This is a genomic window from Kribbella sp. NPDC043289, from assembly GCF_056436705.1.
Genome location: NZ_JBWKCB010000004.1, coordinates 142751 through 158517, shown reverse-complemented (window position 1 = coordinate 158517; position 15767 = coordinate 142751). Strand labels below are relative to the sequence as shown.

At 68.3% G+C, this 15767-nt stretch carries 14 protein-coding genes and 2 tRNA genes; 5 read left to right on the top strand and 11 right to left on the bottom strand.

What is annotated here, in order from left to right; all coding sequences use genetic code 11:
• Positions 1–50: 50 nt before the first annotated feature.
• From AC0662_RS25080 to AC0662_RS25070, 3 genes are all read right to left on the bottom strand, one after another.
• A complete protein-coding gene (locus AC0662_RS25080) occupies positions 51–827 on the bottom strand; it encodes a hypothetical protein (RefSeq protein WP_478303592.1) in 777 nt (258 codons plus the stop codon).
• Positions 828–1584: 757 nt separating this feature from the next.
• A complete protein-coding gene (locus tag AC0662_RS25075) occupies positions 1585–2205 on the bottom strand; it encodes an SAM-dependent methyltransferase (protein ID WP_452198158.1) in 621 nt (206 codons plus the stop codon).
• Between the two features lie 71 nt (positions 2206–2276).
• Positions 2277–2350: transfer RNA gene (locus tag AC0662_RS25070), tRNA-Ile, on the bottom strand.
• Positions 2351–2478: 128 nt separating this feature from the next.
• On the opposite strand from AC0662_RS25070, the gene AC0662_RS25065 reads away from it, so the two are divergent.
• Positions 2479–2616: a hypothetical protein gene (locus AC0662_RS25065; RefSeq protein WP_198681893.1), complete on the top strand. Its 138-nt coding sequence runs from the start codon at positions 2479–2481 to the stop codon at positions 2614–2616.
• Positions 2617–2756: 140 nt separating this feature from the next.
• Here AC0662_RS25065 and AC0662_RS25060 read toward each other — a convergent pair whose 3' ends face one another.
• The 5 genes from AC0662_RS25060 to AC0662_RS25040 form a co-directional block, all read right to left on the bottom strand.
• Positions 2757–3419, bottom strand: a complete 663-nt coding sequence (locus AC0662_RS25060; RefSeq protein ID WP_452198156.1) for a hypothetical protein — start codon at positions 3417–3419, stop codon at positions 2757–2759.
• A 95-nt stretch (positions 3420–3514) separates the two neighbouring features.
• Positions 3515–4084, bottom strand: a complete 570-nt coding sequence (locus AC0662_RS25055; protein WP_478303590.1) for a DUF4232 domain-containing protein — start codon at positions 4082–4084, stop codon at positions 3515–3517.
• A 60-nt stretch (positions 4085–4144) separates the two neighbouring features.
• Positions 4145–4217, bottom strand: a tRNA-Asn gene (locus AC0662_RS25050).
• Between the two features lie 92 nt (positions 4218–4309).
• Positions 4310–4849, bottom strand: a complete 540-nt coding sequence (locus AC0662_RS25045) for a hypothetical protein (protein WP_478303588.1) — start codon at positions 4847–4849, stop codon at positions 4310–4312.
• A 33-nt stretch (positions 4850–4882) separates the two neighbouring features.
• A complete protein-coding gene (locus AC0662_RS25040) occupies positions 4883–5767 on the bottom strand; it encodes a sigma-70 family RNA polymerase sigma factor (RefSeq protein WP_478303586.1) in 885 nt (294 codons plus the stop codon).
• A 230-nt stretch (positions 5768–5997) separates the two neighbouring features.
• Here AC0662_RS25040 and AC0662_RS25035 point away from each other — a divergent pair, with 230 nt between their 5' ends.
• Positions 5998–9732, top strand: coding sequence for a S8 family serine peptidase (locus tag AC0662_RS25035; RefSeq protein ID WP_478303584.1), 3735 nt, complete (start codon positions 5998–6000; stop codon positions 9730–9732).
• A gap of 46 nt (positions 9733–9778) precedes the next feature.
• Here AC0662_RS25035 and AC0662_RS25030 read toward each other — a convergent pair whose 3' ends face one another.
• On the bottom strand, positions 9779–10729 hold the full coding sequence (locus AC0662_RS25030) for a helix-turn-helix domain-containing protein (RefSeq protein ID WP_452198251.1): 951 nt from the start codon (positions 10727–10729) through the stop codon (positions 9779–9781).
• Between the two features lie 76 nt (positions 10730–10805).
• Positions 10806–12368: an amidohydrolase family protein gene (locus tag AC0662_RS25025; protein WP_478303582.1), complete on the bottom strand. Its 1563-nt coding sequence runs from the start codon at positions 12366–12368 to the stop codon at positions 10806–10808.
• An 80-nt stretch (positions 12369–12448) separates the two neighbouring features.
• Here AC0662_RS25025 and AC0662_RS25020 point away from each other — a divergent pair, with 80 nt between their 5' ends.
• Genes AC0662_RS25020 through AC0662_RS25010 form a run of 3 tightly spaced genes read left to right on the top strand, consistent with a single transcriptional unit; the run spans position 12449 to position 15237 of the window.
• Complete coding sequence (locus AC0662_RS25020; RefSeq protein WP_478303580.1) at positions 12449–13225, top strand: uracil-DNA glycosylase family protein; 777 nt, start codon at positions 12449–12451, stop codon at positions 13223–13225.
• Between the two features lie 31 nt (positions 13226–13256).
• The gene (locus AC0662_RS25015; RefSeq protein WP_452198143.1) at positions 13257–14126 is read left to right on the top strand and encodes an exodeoxyribonuclease III; all 870 of its coding nucleotides are present in this window, start codon (positions 13257–13259) and stop codon (positions 14124–14126) included.
• A gap of 1 nt (position 14127) precedes the next feature.
• Positions 14128–15237: a hypothetical protein gene (locus AC0662_RS25010; protein ID WP_478303578.1), complete on the top strand. Its 1110-nt coding sequence runs from the start codon at positions 14128–14130 to the stop codon at positions 15235–15237.
• Here AC0662_RS25010 and AC0662_RS25005 read toward each other — a convergent pair.
• Positions 15230–15730, bottom strand: a complete 501-nt coding sequence (locus AC0662_RS25005; RefSeq protein ID WP_452198139.1) for a mycothiol transferase — start codon at positions 15728–15730, stop codon at positions 15230–15232. The two genes, AC0662_RS25010 and AC0662_RS25005, sit on opposite strands and share 8 nt — an antisense overlap.
• Positions 15731–15767: the final 37 nt, after the last annotated feature.

Below are 15767 nucleotides of genomic sequence, written 5' to 3'. Positions count from 1 at the left end.
GAGGCGACACTGGTCCCACGCCCACCCGGGACGTGGGACCAGTACGGGCTTCAGGCGGCGTGTGGTGGTGTCGCGATGCTGTGGTCTTGGAGTTGGGTGAGCGTCATGACCAGCAGGGAGCCGGTCCAGCCCAGCGGCACGGTCGACGCGGGGTATCCATCACCGTCGACAAGCTCGGGCAGCTCGCCGAGGATGTTGCGTTTGGAGAGCACCCAGTCGAGCACCGGCTGTGCCTTGGGCGTGTCGGCAAGGCCCGCCCAGGCCAATGCGAAGAACGATGTGCTCGGGGTCCAGGTGGACTCGCCCCAGTCGAAGTCTGGATCGTTGCCGGGGACTACACCGCCGTTGGGGCGAACGAGTGCCTGATATGTCGCATCGAGCGCGGCGGGCAAGTCGGCTGGCGCCTCGTTGAACGGGGGTGCCATGAACGCCAAGGCGCTGTCGTAGCCGTGCTTCCCGTCGATGGTGCGCTGGTATCCGAGTGGGGCGAAGTGCTTGCTGATTGCGACGGACAGGCGGCCGGCGGCGGTCGTCCACCAGGTGGCGTCGGCGGTGTGGCCGAGCACGCGGGCGAGGTCGACGGCCGACTTCAGCCCGCTGAGCAGAGGCGCTGCGGTGCCGATGTTCGCGGTCTCGGTACCGAGTTCCCAATAGTCGGGCGACGCGGGCGGCAGGCCTTCAGGATCGAGCGAGCCCGCAATGTAGTTCGCGGCACGTTGATCATCGGGTACAGGTCCGCGAGCCGGGCCTGCCGGTTCTCGGCTGGGGCGGTCTGGTACCACTGCCAGGTTGCCCAGGGCACCCAGCCGCTTCCGTCGAGTTGCCATTCGCGACCGTCCGGTGGCCCTGACCCGTCCAGTTTGGTCCGTGCCTCCCAGGTTCCGTCGGCTCGCTGCGTCGCTGCGTCGCCGCGTTGTAGCAGAGGATCTGGTAGGCCTCGCTCGAGTGTCCGGTGTGCGCGAACGCCGCCGACACGAAGCTGGAGTCACGTGGCCACGAGTATTTCCAGATCGAGTGCCAGGCCGCTGCCGAGGCGCCGTTCGGTTGCAGTAGCGCACGCATGGAGAGCAGCGCCCGAGCGGCCGCGTCCCGCTGCGGACCGGGCTCGCCCGGTACGCTGCCGCGCTCGAGCCACGCCGTCGATTCCGCGATCTGCCGCAACGCGCCAGGGTCATTCGCCTCGACCGTGATCGGCTGTGTCCCGCCGGCCGGCAAGTATCGCCAGTGCCCGTTCGGAAGCTGCAGCACGTTGCTCTTCGGGATATAGCGTGCGCCGTGGGCCTGAACAGGTGTGATGGCCTCCGTGGTCGTGCCGTTGTCGAACAGCCCTGCCGTGGACGCGGCGAGCACGGAAGCGGGGACGCTGTCGTCGTACGTCGGAGGACTTCCGACGCCCTCACCGCTCTTCGGATTGATGGGTTTCACTCTCCTTCGTTCGGAGTGGTCATGGTGCTCGGCCGACCGGAGGCCTCAGACACGATGCGTGGCGTCGCTGTCAGGTGACGCTCGGCCATCCGGGGTTATTGACAGCCACGATCTGCTGTCGCACCCCCGGGTGCTGCGGCGAAGCCGGCCAGCACAGGTTTATGCCGCTGGCCGCCGCGCCACAACGGCGAAGGTCTCCGAGGTCGCGTCGTACGGAGAGCCGGCGACGTCGCCCCAGAGGTCAGGGAGCGCGAGGCCTGCGGCCGTGAGTTCTGCAGTGACCTGGTCCGGCGTGAGGCAGTGCATCCAGTTGCAGAACTGCCTTGCGTGGCCGTCCTTCGTGATGGTGAAGCGGTCGAGTACGAGCCGCTGGTCTGGATAGGTGAACCGCTTGTGGATTCCCTCATATGGCGGTTCGGCCCAGAACCCGCCATCGAGGTAGCTGGCGACGTCGAACGTCGCAGGCAGGCCTTCGTCTTGTGCTACGGAGTGAGCGTGGGCGACGGAGCGCCTGGAGATGTCCATCCCTCGGACCGTGATGCCCGCGCGCGCGAGGTGGCAGGAGTAGAGGCCCGGGCCGCACCCGAGATCCAGGACCGACGAGCCAGGTCCCAGCGCGAGCACTGCGGCGATCCATGATGCGGATCGGGCGACGAACTCGTGTGTCCGCGACGCCGCGCCAGTATCCGGGTCGAGGTGAGCGGCGAGCATCTGTGCGGAGATGTGCTCGTCGTCCCAGAACTCCGGGGTGGTGAACCCACTGAAGGGCGCGGGCTTCATACCCCCCCCCGATCCTTTCCTGCTGCTGGGGGTCACCGTGGGATGTGGTCGTGAGCTGCGGTTTTGCAAAGTAGGGCGGACGGGACTCGAACCCGTGACCCAGGGATTATGAGTCCCCTGCTCTAACCAGCTGAGCTACCGCCCCGTGTGCGGCAGATCGTATCCGGTCGGTGGGGGTGGGGTGTGAAACCAGGGGTCGGTCAGGGGTTTGACTGAGGGGTTGTTAGGGCGGACCGGGCATGATGGAGGCAGGTCCGGACGAAGGGAACACCGATGGGCTGGTTCATTTTCCTGGTGATCGTGGTGGGCGCGATCGCGGCGTACAAGTACCGTGTGCCGCTGCTTGCGAAGATCCTCGGTCAGCCTCAGGACCGTATTCAGCGGGCGATCGATCGGAAGAAGGGGAAGTAGGCGACTGCTTCCTCCCGGAGCACGACGGTGCCGGGGCCGACAGGTGGCCCCGTGCGGCGTCCGAGTGCGCGGAGGCCCTGACCGCTGTCTGCGGTCAGGGCCTCGTGGTTCAGCCAGTCGTGCGTTTCAGCTTGTCGGTCTCAGCCGACGAGGACGGCGGTGACGGACGCGGAGGCGTCGATCTCGCCGCTGCCGGCGGAGCTGGCGTCGTCGTTGTAGCCGAACGCGAAGACCTCGACGGTGGTGGTCTTGTCGACGGTCACGACCTTCACGGTGGAGCCGGTGAGTTCGCGGTCCTTCGCCGGGGAGATCTCGGCGCCGAGGATGGTGCCGAAGTCGTCGCCGAAGGCCGAGGCGGTCGCGCCGACGCGCAGGGCGAGCTCCGGCCGGGTGCCGGGTGCGCCGGCGGTGGTGCGCGCGAAGAACGCGGTCGAGTTCAGCAGCCAGGTGCCCGGCTTCAGCGTGAACTCACCGATCTTCGTCTTGTTCGTCTTGAACGAGCCGCCGATCTTGTCGATCGGCTTGGCCTTGAAGTCGGCCGCCACGCCGGACTTCCCGTACGCGTCGGTGTCCTTGAGGAACGCGTCCCGGTCGGTCTTCGTGAGTTTGCTGGCCGGCAGACTGTTGTCGACCACCTGGGAGGCGGCGACGGACCGCGGGCAGAGCGGGTACGACAGACTCTTGCAGTCCGGCCGTACGGCGCCGTTCGCCGCCACGGTGACTCCGACCAGCACGCCGGCCCCGAGCACGGCCGCCACCAGCAGCCGGCCGCCCTTGGTGGTCCAGACCTTCTTGATGTTCACAGGGTTCCTTCCCCTTCATCCCCGAGGCCCCCCTCGGGATCTGGGAGGAAGCTACGGCCTGGGCTGGTCTAGGCCAATAGTGGTGGGGCGAATTTTCAGTTTTTGAACGTTAGGCACCAGGCAGTGACCGTGACCTTGCCCGTTGTGCCGAGATCCGTGTCGACCGGCCGGACGACAGGGCGGTCGTCCGCGCGGGCGGTGATCGCCAGGTAGGCGCCGGAGACCTTGTCCTCGGCAACCTCTACGGTGTTCGACCAGGAGACGGCGGCGAGTGCTGTTTGCCCTTTGTGCAGGACGATTCGCGTGGCTCCGCTGTCGATCGCCATGTACGACGATCCGCGCGTCACCTTCACGTTCATCGTCCGGTGCCGGGCGTCGAGGACGGCGAGCTCGGGGTATCCGTTGAGGGTGATCGGCGTGGAGCGGCAGTTCGTCAGTTTCAAAACCACGGCTCGATGTCCGAGCGCCGCCTCCACAGGTCCGACGGCGATGGCGGCGCCGGATGCCGGACAGGGCGGCGGCGGGGGAGTCGGCGACGGGGTCGGTGCAATAGTCGGCGCGAGCCGCGGTCCTGGAGGTGGCTCTGATGTTGCCGCGGGATCTGTGCCGCAGCCGCTCAGCAGAACCAGAGCGCCGAGCAGGACCAGCCAGGATTGTCGGAACATGTGCCCACCCTCGACATGAGAAAGCCGGGCTCCTCGAGGAGGAGACCGGCTGGTGTGTTGCTCCCGCGACTGGACTCGAACCAGTAACCTGCCGGTTAACAGCCGGCTGCTCTGCCAATTGAGCTACGCGGGATCGTGGTGTTGCTTGGCCCCGAATCCCGAGGACCTGAGTAGGTTAGCAGGCAGGTGACGAACTACAAAAACGGGATTCGGCTGCCTGCGGGGTCAGATTCCGAACTCCTCGCGGACCTCTCGGAGCGCGGCGTCGGCGGCGTCCAGGACGCCCGGCTGGTCGGGCTCCAATCCCTTGTCCAGAACGGCGTTCCAGAGGACTTCGGCCTCCGTGCTGGCCGGACTTCGGCGCGCGACGATGCGTACGCCGCGCTTGCCGGCGAGGGGGACATGACGCTGTACGACGATGCTCGCGTCGACCCGCTCGCGCAGCAGCTGCCCGAACCGCGCCGGGTCCTCGACCTTGAGCTCGGTCGCCCGCAACGGGGTGCCGAAGGCGGTCGTCTCGAAGATGTGCAGGACCGACGCCTCGGAGTCCCAGTTGGCGCGCTCGATCGTCTCCCAACCGACCCGGCGGTCGGCGTCCGCGGAGTCGGAGGGCAGGTACACGGCCGCTCGGGTGCCGGCGGCCCAGCGCCCGTTGGCCAGCTGCACGGCCGCGAGGATGTCTTCCTTGCGCCCGGTCACCGCACGCGCCTTCGCCGCGACGGCATCGGTCAACTCACGCGGCCAGGCCGTACGCAGAAGTCTCACACCCACATCATTCCAGCCCCTCCAAGTCCGTTGTCAGGCGACGTAGTCACGGAGCTGCGGGAGCGCGCGGCGTCGCAGGTGCCGCAGCGCTTCGCGTTCGAGCGTGCGGACCTTGTCCGGGGTGATTCCGAGGTGGGTCGCGGTTTCCTCCACTGTGCAGGGGATGTGGTCGAGCAGCCCGTACCGGTGGTGCAGCACGGACTGGTGCGGGTCGTCGAGGAACTGCAGATGGTGTGCGAGATCACGTCGCAGGGCGGCGCGGAGCACGATCGGGTCGTCGTCGATCACCGGATCCGCGTCGTCGAGGTCCAGCGTCTCGGGATGCATCCGCCAGGCCTGCGCCCGCTCGATCCTCGCGATGGTCAGGTCGGTCGCCCGCGCGAGCTCCGGCGTACTCGGTTCGCGGCCCAGTTCCTGGATCAGCTCGTGCCGGGTGGAGGCGAGTCGCGACGCGTCGGTGTACGCCTGGGCGGGCATCCGGACGAGGCGGGAACGGTCCGAGATCGCGCGGCCGATCGACTGCCGGATCCACCAGATCGCGTACGTCGAGAAGCGGTGGCCGAGGCGGTGGTCGAACCGCTCGACCGCCCGCATCAACCCGATGTTGCCCTCCTGGATCAGGTCCAGCAGCGAGATGCCCTTCCCGCCGTACCGCCGGGCCAGGGACACGACGAGCCGCAGGTTGCCCTCGATCATCCGCTGCCACGCCTGCCGCCCGAGCGTGACCACCGCGCGCAGGTCACCCGGATCGTGCCGCCCCGGGCCGGCACCGAGCCGCTCCGCCGCGAGCAGCCCGGCCTCGATCCAGTGCGAGAGCTCGTTCACCTCCTCCAACGTCAGTAGTTCGTGCTGCCCGATGTCGCGCAGGTACGCCACCAGCGCGGTCACGTCCGCCGGTTCACAGTCCAGCTCTCCCATCCCGTCCCTTTCGCCGCCAATCTCCTTGCCCAAGAGAGTGCCGTGATTCGACGGCTCCCAGCACGGTGACTTCAAGTATGTGGATAACTACGGAGCGCGAGACCGCCTACAGGCTGGCGGCGACCCGTCATGTCGGGTGATCGCCAGGCGGATCCGTAGCGGCACCCCGGTCGGCACGGCGAGGCTTTCCGCCACCGGAAAGGAATCCGGCAAGAAGGAGGGCCACCCAGATGGCAACCAGAAGATCGATGCTGCTCGGCGTCGCGCTCGCCGCCGCCCTCGTGGTGCCGGGGAGCGGGATCGCCTCCGCCGGGCCGCCGACCCCCGCGGTCGCGCCGACCCCCGCGGCCGGGGTCACGCCCACGGCAGCGGCGCAGCAACCGGCGTCCAAGGTCACGTTGGTGACCGGTGACGTCGCAACCCTGACGACGTCCGCTGGGAAGCCGGCCGTGGCGGTGACCCCGCACGCCGGTTCGGCGGGCAACTTCCGCAGCTACGCGGTCGGCAAGGACGTCTATGTGATCCCGGCCGAGGCCGAGCCGATGATCGCGTCCGGAAAGCTCGACCAGCAGTTGTTCAACGTCACCGGCCTGGTCGCGCAGGGGTACGACGACGCGCACAGCGGCTCGATCCCGCTGATCGTCCGGTACTCCGGCCGCTCGGCCTCTGCACGCGGCGTCGCGCCGACCGCCCCCGTGGGGACCAAGGTGAAGCGTGGTCTGCCGAGCATCAGCGGTGCGGCGCTGACCGCGGACAAGAAGACGACCGTCTCGTTCTGGGACTCGGTGGTGCCGGGCGCCAAGGCGAAGCTGTCAGGCGGCGTCGACCACGTCTGGCTGGACAGCAAGATGCACGCCCTGCTCGACAGGAGCGTCCCGCAGATCGGCGCTCCCGACGCCTGGGCGGCCGGGTACGACGGCACCGGCGTCAAGGTCGCGATCCTGGACACCGGCGTCGACCTGAACCACCCCGACCTGGCCGGCAAGATCGCCACCAGCCAGAGCTTCGTCCCGGGCCAGACGGTCCAGGACGGCCACGGTCACGGCACCCACGTCGCCTCGACGATCGCCGGTAGTGGCGCGGCGTCGGGCGGCAAGTACCGCGGTGTCGCGCCGGGCGCCGAACTGGTCATCGGCAAGGTCCTCTCGAACGAAGGCTCCGGCGCCGAGTCCGACATCCTCGCCGGCATGGACTGGGCCGCGCACTCCGGCGCCAAGGTCGTCTCGATGAGCCTCGGCGGACCGGCCCGTCCGAAGGAGGAGGACCCGCTGGTCGACGCCGTCGACACCCTGACCGCGCAGACCGGCGTCCTGTTCACGATCGCGGCCGGCAACTCGGGCCCCGCCGACTCGACGGTCGGCTCGCCCGGTGACGCGCAGTCCGCGCTGACGGTCGGCGCCGTTGACCACGACGACGCGGTCACCTACTTCTCCAGCCGCGGCCCGCTGGCGGACGGCGGCCTCAAGCCGGAGATCACCGCACCCGGCTCGGAGATCGTCGCCGCCCGCGCGGCCGGCACCTCCATGGGCCACCCGGTGGACGCCAACTACACGGCGGCCAGCGGTACGTCGATGGCGACCCCGCACGTTGCCGGCGCCGCTGCGATCCTGGCAGAGGAGCACCCGGACTGGACGCCTGCCCAGCTGAAGAACCAGCTGATCAGCACGGCGAAGACCACCGCTGACACCTCTGTCTACCTGCAGGGTGCCGGCCGGGTCGATGTCAGCCGCGCGTTCAAGCAGACCGTGTCCGCCGACGGTGTCGTCGACTTCGGGATGCGTCCGTTCGGCTCGACCGACCCGGACGTCAAGCAGCTCACCTACGCCAACAACGGCGATGAGGCAGTCACCCTCTCGTTGGCGTGGAAGTCCGCTGGTACTACTGTCCCGGCCGGAGCCCTCAAGCTCGGTGCGGACTCCGTCACGATCCCGGCGCACGGCACTGCCGGCGTACCGGTGACGCTGACCGGCGGCACGATGCCCACCGGCTCGTACGGCGAGCACGTGGTCGCGACGTCCGCGGACGGCAAGACCGTTGTCACCACGGCCGTCGGCTTCGTGCAGGACGTCGAGCGGTTCAACGTCACGATCAACGTGAAGGACCACGACAAGAACGCACCGGCGTCGTCGTACGGCACGGTCTACGTGTTCGACCTGAAGAACCCGAAGCCGGCCGAGATGTACTACTTCGCGGGGACCGAGGGCACGGTGCAGCTCAACCTGCCACGTGGTGAGTACGCCTTCGAGTCGATGACCTACCGCTTCACTCCGGACTACCTGCAGGCCCGCGAGGTCGTGTACGGCGCGGAGTCCGGCGTAGTACTCGACCAGGACCGCGCGCTGACCTTCGACGGCACCAAGGCGCACCAGGTCGGTCTGCAGACGCCGAAGCCGAGTCAGGCCAACCAGGTCCGTATGAGCCTGTCGTTCCTCAGCAACACCAACCCGCTGCGGTACGAGCTGCAGTCCGACGCTCCTGGCTACACCAAGCTCTGGGCGATCCCGTCCACCGGTAAGAAAGAGCTGCTCGAGCACCGGCTGCACTTCTCGACCAACGCACCGGAGCTGTCGACGCAGGTGATCGGTCGAAGCGTCTACAGCCTCGCACCGGAGTACATCGACGGCTGGGCAGGTTCCGCCCGCATCGACGGCACACGCCTGCTCCGCGTGGTCAACACCGGCACAGGCCGACCAGAGGACTTCGCTGGTACGTCGGTCCGCGGCAACGTGGCCCTGGTCAAGCGGAGTGACGCCGTCTCGACCAACCAGGTCATCACGAACGCGGCCGCCGCAGGTGCCGGCGTGGTCGTCATCTACAGCGACACGCCTGGCGACTGGGGTGCGATGGTCCTGAAGACCACTCCGACCGCTATCCCCGCGCTGACGCTGTCCGGCGAGCAGGGGGCCAAGCTGGCGGCCCTGGCCGCTCGTGGCGACACCAAGCTGTTGTTCCGGGGTACTGCGGTGCCGGCGTACACCTACGAGGTGCTGAAGACCCAGCAGGGCATCAGCGCGGCGCAGCAGTACCGCGTCGACTCGCGGGAGCTGGCAACGGTCGACAGCAGCTTCTACTCCGCGACGCCGGCCGCACCGGGTGGTTACGCGCGGATGCTGCTGTCGGATGCGCAGACGTTCATCGTGATGACGCTGAAGCGGAACGCGATGCCGCGGAAGCTCACCGAATACGTCAGCACCGGAGTGCGGACCTTCGAGCTGGTGTCGCCGTCCGGTATCTGGGAGCCGATGGGCGGTGCGGTCCAGTCTCTGCCGAGGGTGCTCCAGCCGGGGCAGGTCACGAGCCAGGCGTGGAACAAGCCGGTGGTTCGCTCGGCCATCACGCCGAACCACCCGGACGGCGCCGTACGCATCGGTGAACTCGGTGGGGTGGATGTGACCGCCTTGCTGAGCCAGAACAGCAGCCAGTGGGTCAGCCTGCCGAGCAACCTGGAGCAGAAGAAGACGACTGTCTACCGTGATGGTCAGCTGCTCGGGTCGGCACCTGCCAGCTCGGTGTCGTGGCCGATGGTGCCGCAGCAGGCGACGTACAAGCTGGTGCTCGATGTCAGCAAGCAGCAGGCGACGTCGAACAAGGTGAACACCGCCTGGACGTTCGTGTCGGCGCACACCGACCGCAGCCTGCTGCCGGTGCTGTCGGTCGACTACGACCTGAACGTTGCTCTCGACAACAGTGTGCGGGCGGGCCAGGCAGTGCCGATCGGCCTGAGCTTCCGGTACCCGAAGGGGCTGGCCGCTCCGAAGCTGAAGAGCGTCAAGCTGTCGGCCTCGTACGACGACGGCGCGACCTGGACGCCGGCCGCGGTGACGACGACCGGGGGCGCGACCGCCACCGGAGTCGTGAAGGCGCCGCGGACGACCAACGGGTTCGTCGCGCTGAAGGTCGAAGCCACCGACGCTGACGGCACCACGGTCGAGCAGACCGTGACCCGGGCCTACCAGCTGCGGTGATCCCCGAGGTGTCCCCACCCGCGGCCGCGGGTGGGGACACCTTTCGTCACGGAGCGATCAGGCCGGAGCGGGCGGCGTACCAGGCCAGCTGCATGCGGCTGTCGGTGCCGGACAGCTCCATCAGTCGCCGGATCCGGCGCTGGACAGTCCGCTCGCTGGTGCCGAGTCGGCCGGCTGCGGTCTTGTCCGGCATTCCGGACAGCAGGTAGGTCAGTAGTTTGATGTCGAAGTCGTCCCAGGCCGGACCGCCCTCGACCAGGCTGGCAGCGCTCAGCCGAAGCGGCGTCGCAACTTGCCAGACCCGTTCGAACAGGTCCACCAGCAAGCGGACCAGTGACTGGCCACGGACCAGCAGGAAGCCGGGGTCGATCCCGGTCTGGTCCGGCAGCATCGGCAGCAGCACGATCGTCCGGTCCATGATGATCATCTTGCTCGGCAGTTCGTTGACGATCCGGATCTGGTAGCCGCCGTCCAGGAACCGGCCGATCTCGGCCGGTGTCCGCGGATCGTCCAGAGCGGCCCGTTCGTACACATACCGGTACGACGGCACGTCGGTGGTGACCTCCAAGTCACCGTCCAGCACGTACGGCGGCCGGAAGAACGCCAGCAACTCGTGCTGGGCGCCCCGCTCGATGTTGTCCACCCAGGTGGCGAGCTCCTCCGGTGTCGTGAGCGCCTCCACCTCACTCATCGTCGACGCCGCGCCGGTGCGGTACACGTCCACCAGTTCGGTCAGCCGGTGCTGCACCTGTTGCAGCGTCGTCTGGTGCTGAACGATCAGCGTCCCGAGCCCGACGTCCGGAGGTACGGCGTTGTACTGGCCCGTCTCGTCACCCGTGACCAACCCGAACCCGGCGAGCCTGACGAGCGCACCGGTCACGGTCTCGGACGGTAACTGCACAGCCACGGTCAGATCGGTCACGGTAGCCCTGCGTCGGCGCAGCAGTTCCACGTAGACCATTTCGTCCTGCTGACCTATTCCGAGACCATGCAGCATCGCCACCCCTGCCCCTTGCCCTCACGAAGTCGTGGCTGGACGCTACCCCGGCCGGCGGGGGTGGTGACGAGTTGTCTCAGGCGTACGCACGGAGTCCGCTGAGCAGACCGCCATGGAACGGGTTGGCGTCGACCGCGTCGAACCATGCGGAGCCGGTGGTGAGTGGTTCGAGTGGCGGGATGGTGACCGGGATCGGGGTGGCGCCGGCAGTGCCGCGGCGGCGGACTTCGTCGTCGAGTTCGGGCGCCGGCATGTCCGGCAGCAGGACGAACGCGCCGGGCTGCGAGGCGGCGGCCGCGAAGCCGTCCGCGGTCCCATCGGGGTCAGGGGTGAAAGCGGCGGGGAAAGCGGCGGCGAGCCTCGCGAAGGTCGCCGTCACGCGCGCCGAGGCGCCGGGCGGATCGGCGCGGACGTCTTCCAGGGCGGCGACGACGGAGTCCCACGTGACGGCCGGATCACCGTAGTCGATCACGCGGGACAGCCGGCCGACCTTGATTGGGGTGGCCAACGGAGCGAGTGGCTTCATCAAGGAGCGCACGCCGTAGCGGGCCTTGCCGCCGACGACGACCAGGCGTACGTCGGACTCGGTGGCGGTGATGATGCTCCGATAGACGTCCACGTCGGTGCGACGCAGTACGAGAAGGTCGGCGAGGGCACCGGGCTCCAGCCGGCCGACGGGACGCGGCCAGACCTCGGTCAATGCGTCGCCCGGGTTCGACGTCACCATCCGCACGAGTTCGGAGTCAGTGAAGACCGATTCCGTCCGGTTCCAGAGATCCGCGACCTTCAGTTCCCACAACACATTCCTGGTGCCGGACGGACCCCAGTCCGACCCGAGGCACAAGCGCACCCCGGTGGCCTGCGCGGTTTTCACGTCCGCGGTCGCGCCGTACAACCACAGGTTCGAGAACGGCGACCACACCAGCGTCGAATTCCCGGCCTTCATCGTCGCGAAATCGTCGGCATTCAGCGCCGCCCCGTGAATCGCGACGAGTTGCGGCGTCACCACTCCGACGTCGGCGAGCAACCGGAACTCGGCGCGCAGTTTCGGATCCGATCCTTCCGCCGAGTGCGCGATGAATCCTCGGCCGGCGGCGACGGCCGCGACATAAGGCGCCAGCGCGTCCTTGCTATCGGCAACGAGTGTGCTGACCCGGATGAAATCCTCGGGCGTCCCGAGTTTCTCCGAGTCGACGTTCCGGATCAGCTCGTTGTCCGGCGGTACGGCGCCCCGCGGGTTCCCCTGGATGGACGTCGTACCGCCGACGATCGCCCGCGTCTCGACGTACCTCAGGAGTGCTCGTCCCGCGGCGGCGCCGAGGAGGCGGGCCGGTTGACTGATCTGCGCGCTGTACGTCGGTGCGCGTCCCCACTGGTTGTGCGACGTCCACGGAACGGCGCGCGAAGGCTCCGTCCACAACGGCAGGCTGTTGTACATCAAATGATTGTGTAGATCGATCAGCCCGGGACAGATCAATCCGCCGGCGGAGATGCGCGGCGCGTTCTCGAATCCCGGCGGTACGGCGTCCAGCGGGGTGACCGCGGCGATCAACCCGTCGTCGCCGACATAGACCGCGGCGCCCGGAAGAATCTCCCCACCCGGTCGCATCGTGACCACGGTTCCACGCAGTACAAACATGGCATTGCCTCCCGTAGAATTCCCCGTGCCGCCCCTGGTCACGAGCGTAAGGTCGTGGATCGTCGAGGGGGAGGACTTCGATGGCCGATTTCGATCCCGGTCCGCCGGCCACGGTGGCGCGGCACTTCGCGAAAGTGCCGAGTTACGTGGAGCTGAAGGAATTGTTCTGGTACGACTGGGGTCCGGTGTTCTACCGCGGCCGGCTGAACCGCACGGCCCGGCTGCTCGCGGTCGCGTCCGACCCCGGACCGACCGAACGCATCGCCGGCCGCACGCTGGTCGGCGACGCCGGTCAACGGGTGCAGGGCTTCCTGACGAAGCTCGGCCTGACGCGCAGCTACGCGCTCGTCAACGCATACGCCTACGGACTCATCCCGGCCTGCGCCCAGCAGGCGGTTCCGTTGCTCTCCAGGCCCGATCAACTGACCTGGCGCAACACGCTGCTCGAGTTGATCACCGGTCCGCCGTTGCAGGCGATCGTGGCGTTCGGCGTCCAGGCACGGTCCGCCGTCGAGCTGTGGACGGGCAAGCCGAACGTGCCGGTGTTCGAGGTGCCGCATCCGTCGAGCCACCAGCCGAAGGTGCTGATCGACAGCTGGCGCGCCGCCATCACCGAGTTGCGCGCGATCGTGACTCCGGACCCGGACGGCGACGCCACGGGGCCTAACTACGGCCCGAAGTTCCTCGAGGCCGACTACGCGCCGATCCCGCCGCGCGACCTGCCGTTCGGCGTACCGGCATGGCTGGGTGACGACGCGTGGGGGCGGCATGACAAACCCCGCCACAACAACAGCGTCGACCGCCCGGACACCGACGTCCTGAACACTCTGGTCTGGCGGGCACCCAAGCTCGGCTGAAATGGTCCCCGGCGGGGGCTACCTTGGTCGGATGCGAGTGGCGACGTGGAATGTGAACTCGGTCAAGCAGCGGATGCCGCGGTTGCTCGACTGGCTCGACGAGCGGCAGCCGGATGTCGTGTGCCTGCAGGAGACCAAGCTCGCCGACGACGCGTTCACCACGCTGCTCGGCGCCGAGTTGACCGGCCGCGGCTACGAGATCGGCCTGTACGGCGAACCGCAGTGGAACGGGGTGGCCCTGCTCTCGAAGGTCGGCCTCGAGGACGTGGTGACCGGCGTCGCCGGCGCGCCCGGCTTCCCGAATCCGGAGGCGCGCGCGGTGGCCGCGACCTGTGGCGGCATCCGGATCCATTCGCTCTACGTGCCGAACGGCCGCACTCCCGACTCCGATCACTACCACTACAAGCTCGCCTGGCTTGCGGCGCTCACGAAGGTCGTCGCAGACGGGCCGGCCGACCAGATCGTCTGCGGTGACATGAACATCGCCCCGACCGACGCCGACGTCTTCGACCCGGCGGCGTACGTCGGTCAGACGCACGTGACCCCACCGGAACGGCAGGCGCTGGCCGAGCTGATGGCCGCGAAGGGCCTGCACGACGTGGTCCGCGACCGCTGGCCGGACAACCGCGTCTTCAGCTACTGGGACTACCGCGCCGGCATGTTCCATCAGGACCTCGGCATGCGCATCGACCTGATGCTCGCGACCGACTCGGTCGCAGAGCGCGTCAAGGCCGCGTGGATCGACCGCAAGGCGCGCAAGGGCACCGGACCGAGTGACCACGCGCCGGTGATGATCGATCTCGACACCGCACCGGACGGCGACATCGGTCCGATGGTCCCACCGCCCTCCGCGCCGCGGACCGGGCGGAAGAAGACGACCAAGCTCCCGCAGAGCCGCTGAGATGCGCCGCCGCACTGCGATCGCGATCCTCTTGCTCGCGACCCTCGCCGCCTGCAGTGACGACGCCAAGCCGCAAACGGTCGCGTGGACCAAGGTCGACACCCCGGCCGAGCCCGTCACCTTGACCGCGCACGACGACCAGCTGCTGATCGGCCTTCGACATCGCGGCGCCCAGGTCGTCCCGGAGCTGCAGCTCCTCGACGGCAGCGGCAAGCGCACCTCGATCACCGTCAAACCCAACCCCGCCAGCCCGTACGCGTTCGAAGCCATCTGGTACTCGATTGCATACGACGGCAAGCAACTGCTTGCTCTCGGCGGCGCCGCCGGTGGCGCGCACTCGAACACCCGCTGGACGGTCTGGAGCGGCACCCCGCAGACCGGTCTGATCGAACGCCCGCAGGACTTCTTCACGTTCGGCGGCCAAACCGCCGGCGACCTCTACAGCGCCGTCATCACGCCGAGCGGCCGGGCGCTGCTCGGTTCATGGGGCGGTGTGCAGACCGGCAACGACGCGATGGTCTGGCTGCCCGAAGGCAACAAGTGGACCCGTCAGGACCCGACCAAGACCGTCCTGCAGAGTACGCCGTCCCTCCTCGTCGGCCCCGGCTTCGGTACGACGCTCGGCGAGCGCATCGTGATCGTCGGTTCGCAGGTGCGGCTCGCACCCAACGTGGTCGCCCAGGAGGCCGCCGTCTGGCGCTCCACCAAGCTCAACTCGGGCTGGACCCGGATCGTCCTGCCCGAGCCGGGCAACCGCAGCCAGGCCAACACTGCCACCTGCGCCAAGGACTGCGTGATCTCCGGGTACGTCGACGGCCAACTCGCGATGTGGCAGCTCGACGCCGACGGGACGGCGAAACGCCTGCACGGACTCCCGTCGGTCCCGGTGGGGGACAAGGACAAACTGCCACCGCCCGTGCGCGACGGTGACACGATCGTCCAGGTCGTTGCTCAGGACAACAAGGTGAAGGTGATCAGCGGTCAGGACGGTCACTGGACCGTCCGCGACTCCCAGGGGCCGGAGGGATCACCAACGGCCGCCGTGCTGATGCCGGACCACAAGCTCTACCTGATCGCCGGCACGTCCCTCTGGCAGACGACGCTCAGCTGAGCAGCCCCTTCACGTACGCCGCCTGGCCGGAGTGCTGGGCGCAGTCGTCGATGACGCTGACCAGCCGGACGCCGAGCGTGACCGGCGGTGTCCACCGGCGGTCGACGATCCGGTCCAGGCCCTCGTCGGTCACGGTGCTCAGGAACTCCGCGGTCCGCGCGTGCACGGCGTCGTAGTACCCGAGGAGTTGGTCTGCCGAGAGCTTGACCTGCGCGACCTGCTCCGACGTGTGCGCATACCCGGTGTCGGCCGCGTCGAGCGGCAGCGCGAGCCGCTCGAACCATCCGTCGGCCGTGTACACCTGCTCGTACCCACCCGCGTCGGCGAGGTGGTCGTCCTGGACCCGGGTCAGGTGCCAGACCAGCCAGGCGATGGAGTTGGCGGAATCACCCGGCCGGGTTGCGAGCGTCTTCTCGTCGAGCCCCTCTACGACGTCGTGCAGGACCTCGTGGACCCGGCTGTGTGCGTCGATCAGCAGTTCACTCGTCTTCATGACAGCCACCGTAGTCTGCCGTGGAGACAGTTCTGAG

Excerpts from the sequence above, each read along its gene's own strand:
- AC0662_RS25080 (WP_478303592.1), bottom strand. The coding sequence starts at position 827 with ATGGCAACTCGACGGAAGCGGCTGGGTGCCCTGGGCAACCTGGCAGTG.
- AC0662_RS25075 (WP_452198158.1), bottom strand. The coding sequence starts at position 2,205 with ATGAAGCCCGCGCCCTTCAGTGGGTTCACCACCCCGGAGTTCTGGGAC.
- AC0662_RS25065 (WP_198681893.1), top strand. The coding sequence starts at position 2,479 with ATGGGCTGGTTCATTTTCCTGGTGATCGTGGTGGGCGCGATCGCGGCG.
- AC0662_RS25055 (WP_478303590.1), bottom strand. The coding sequence starts at position 4,084 with ATGTTCCGACAATCCTGGCTGGTCCTGCTCGGCGCTCTGGTTCTGCTG.
- AC0662_RS25040 (WP_478303586.1), bottom strand. The coding sequence starts at position 5,767 with ATGGGAGAGCTGGACTGTGAACCGGCGGACGTGACCGCGCTGGTGGCG.
- AC0662_RS25035 (WP_478303584.1), top strand. The coding sequence starts at position 5,998 with ATGGCAACCAGAAGATCGATGCTGCTCGGCGTCGCGCTCGCCGCCGCC.
- AC0662_RS25030 (WP_452198251.1), bottom strand. The coding sequence starts at position 10,729 with ATGCTGCATGGTCTCGGAATAGGTCAGCAGGACGAAATGGTCTACGTG.
- AC0662_RS25025 (WP_478303582.1), bottom strand. The coding sequence starts at position 12,368 with ATGTTTGTACTGCGTGGAACCGTGGTCACGATGCGACCGGGTGGGGAG.
- AC0662_RS25020 (WP_478303580.1), top strand. The coding sequence starts at position 12,449 with ATGGCCGATTTCGATCCCGGTCCGCCGGCCACGGTGGCGCGGCACTTC.
- AC0662_RS25015 (WP_452198143.1), top strand. The coding sequence starts at position 13,257 with ATGCGAGTGGCGACGTGGAATGTGAACTCGGTCAAGCAGCGGATGCCG.
- AC0662_RS25010 (WP_478303578.1), top strand. The coding sequence starts at position 14,128 with ATGCGCCGCCGCACTGCGATCGCGATCCTCTTGCTCGCGACCCTCGCC.
- AC0662_RS25005 (WP_452198139.1), bottom strand. The coding sequence starts at position 15,730 with ATGAAGACGAGTGAACTGCTGATCGACGCACACAGCCGGGTCCACGAG.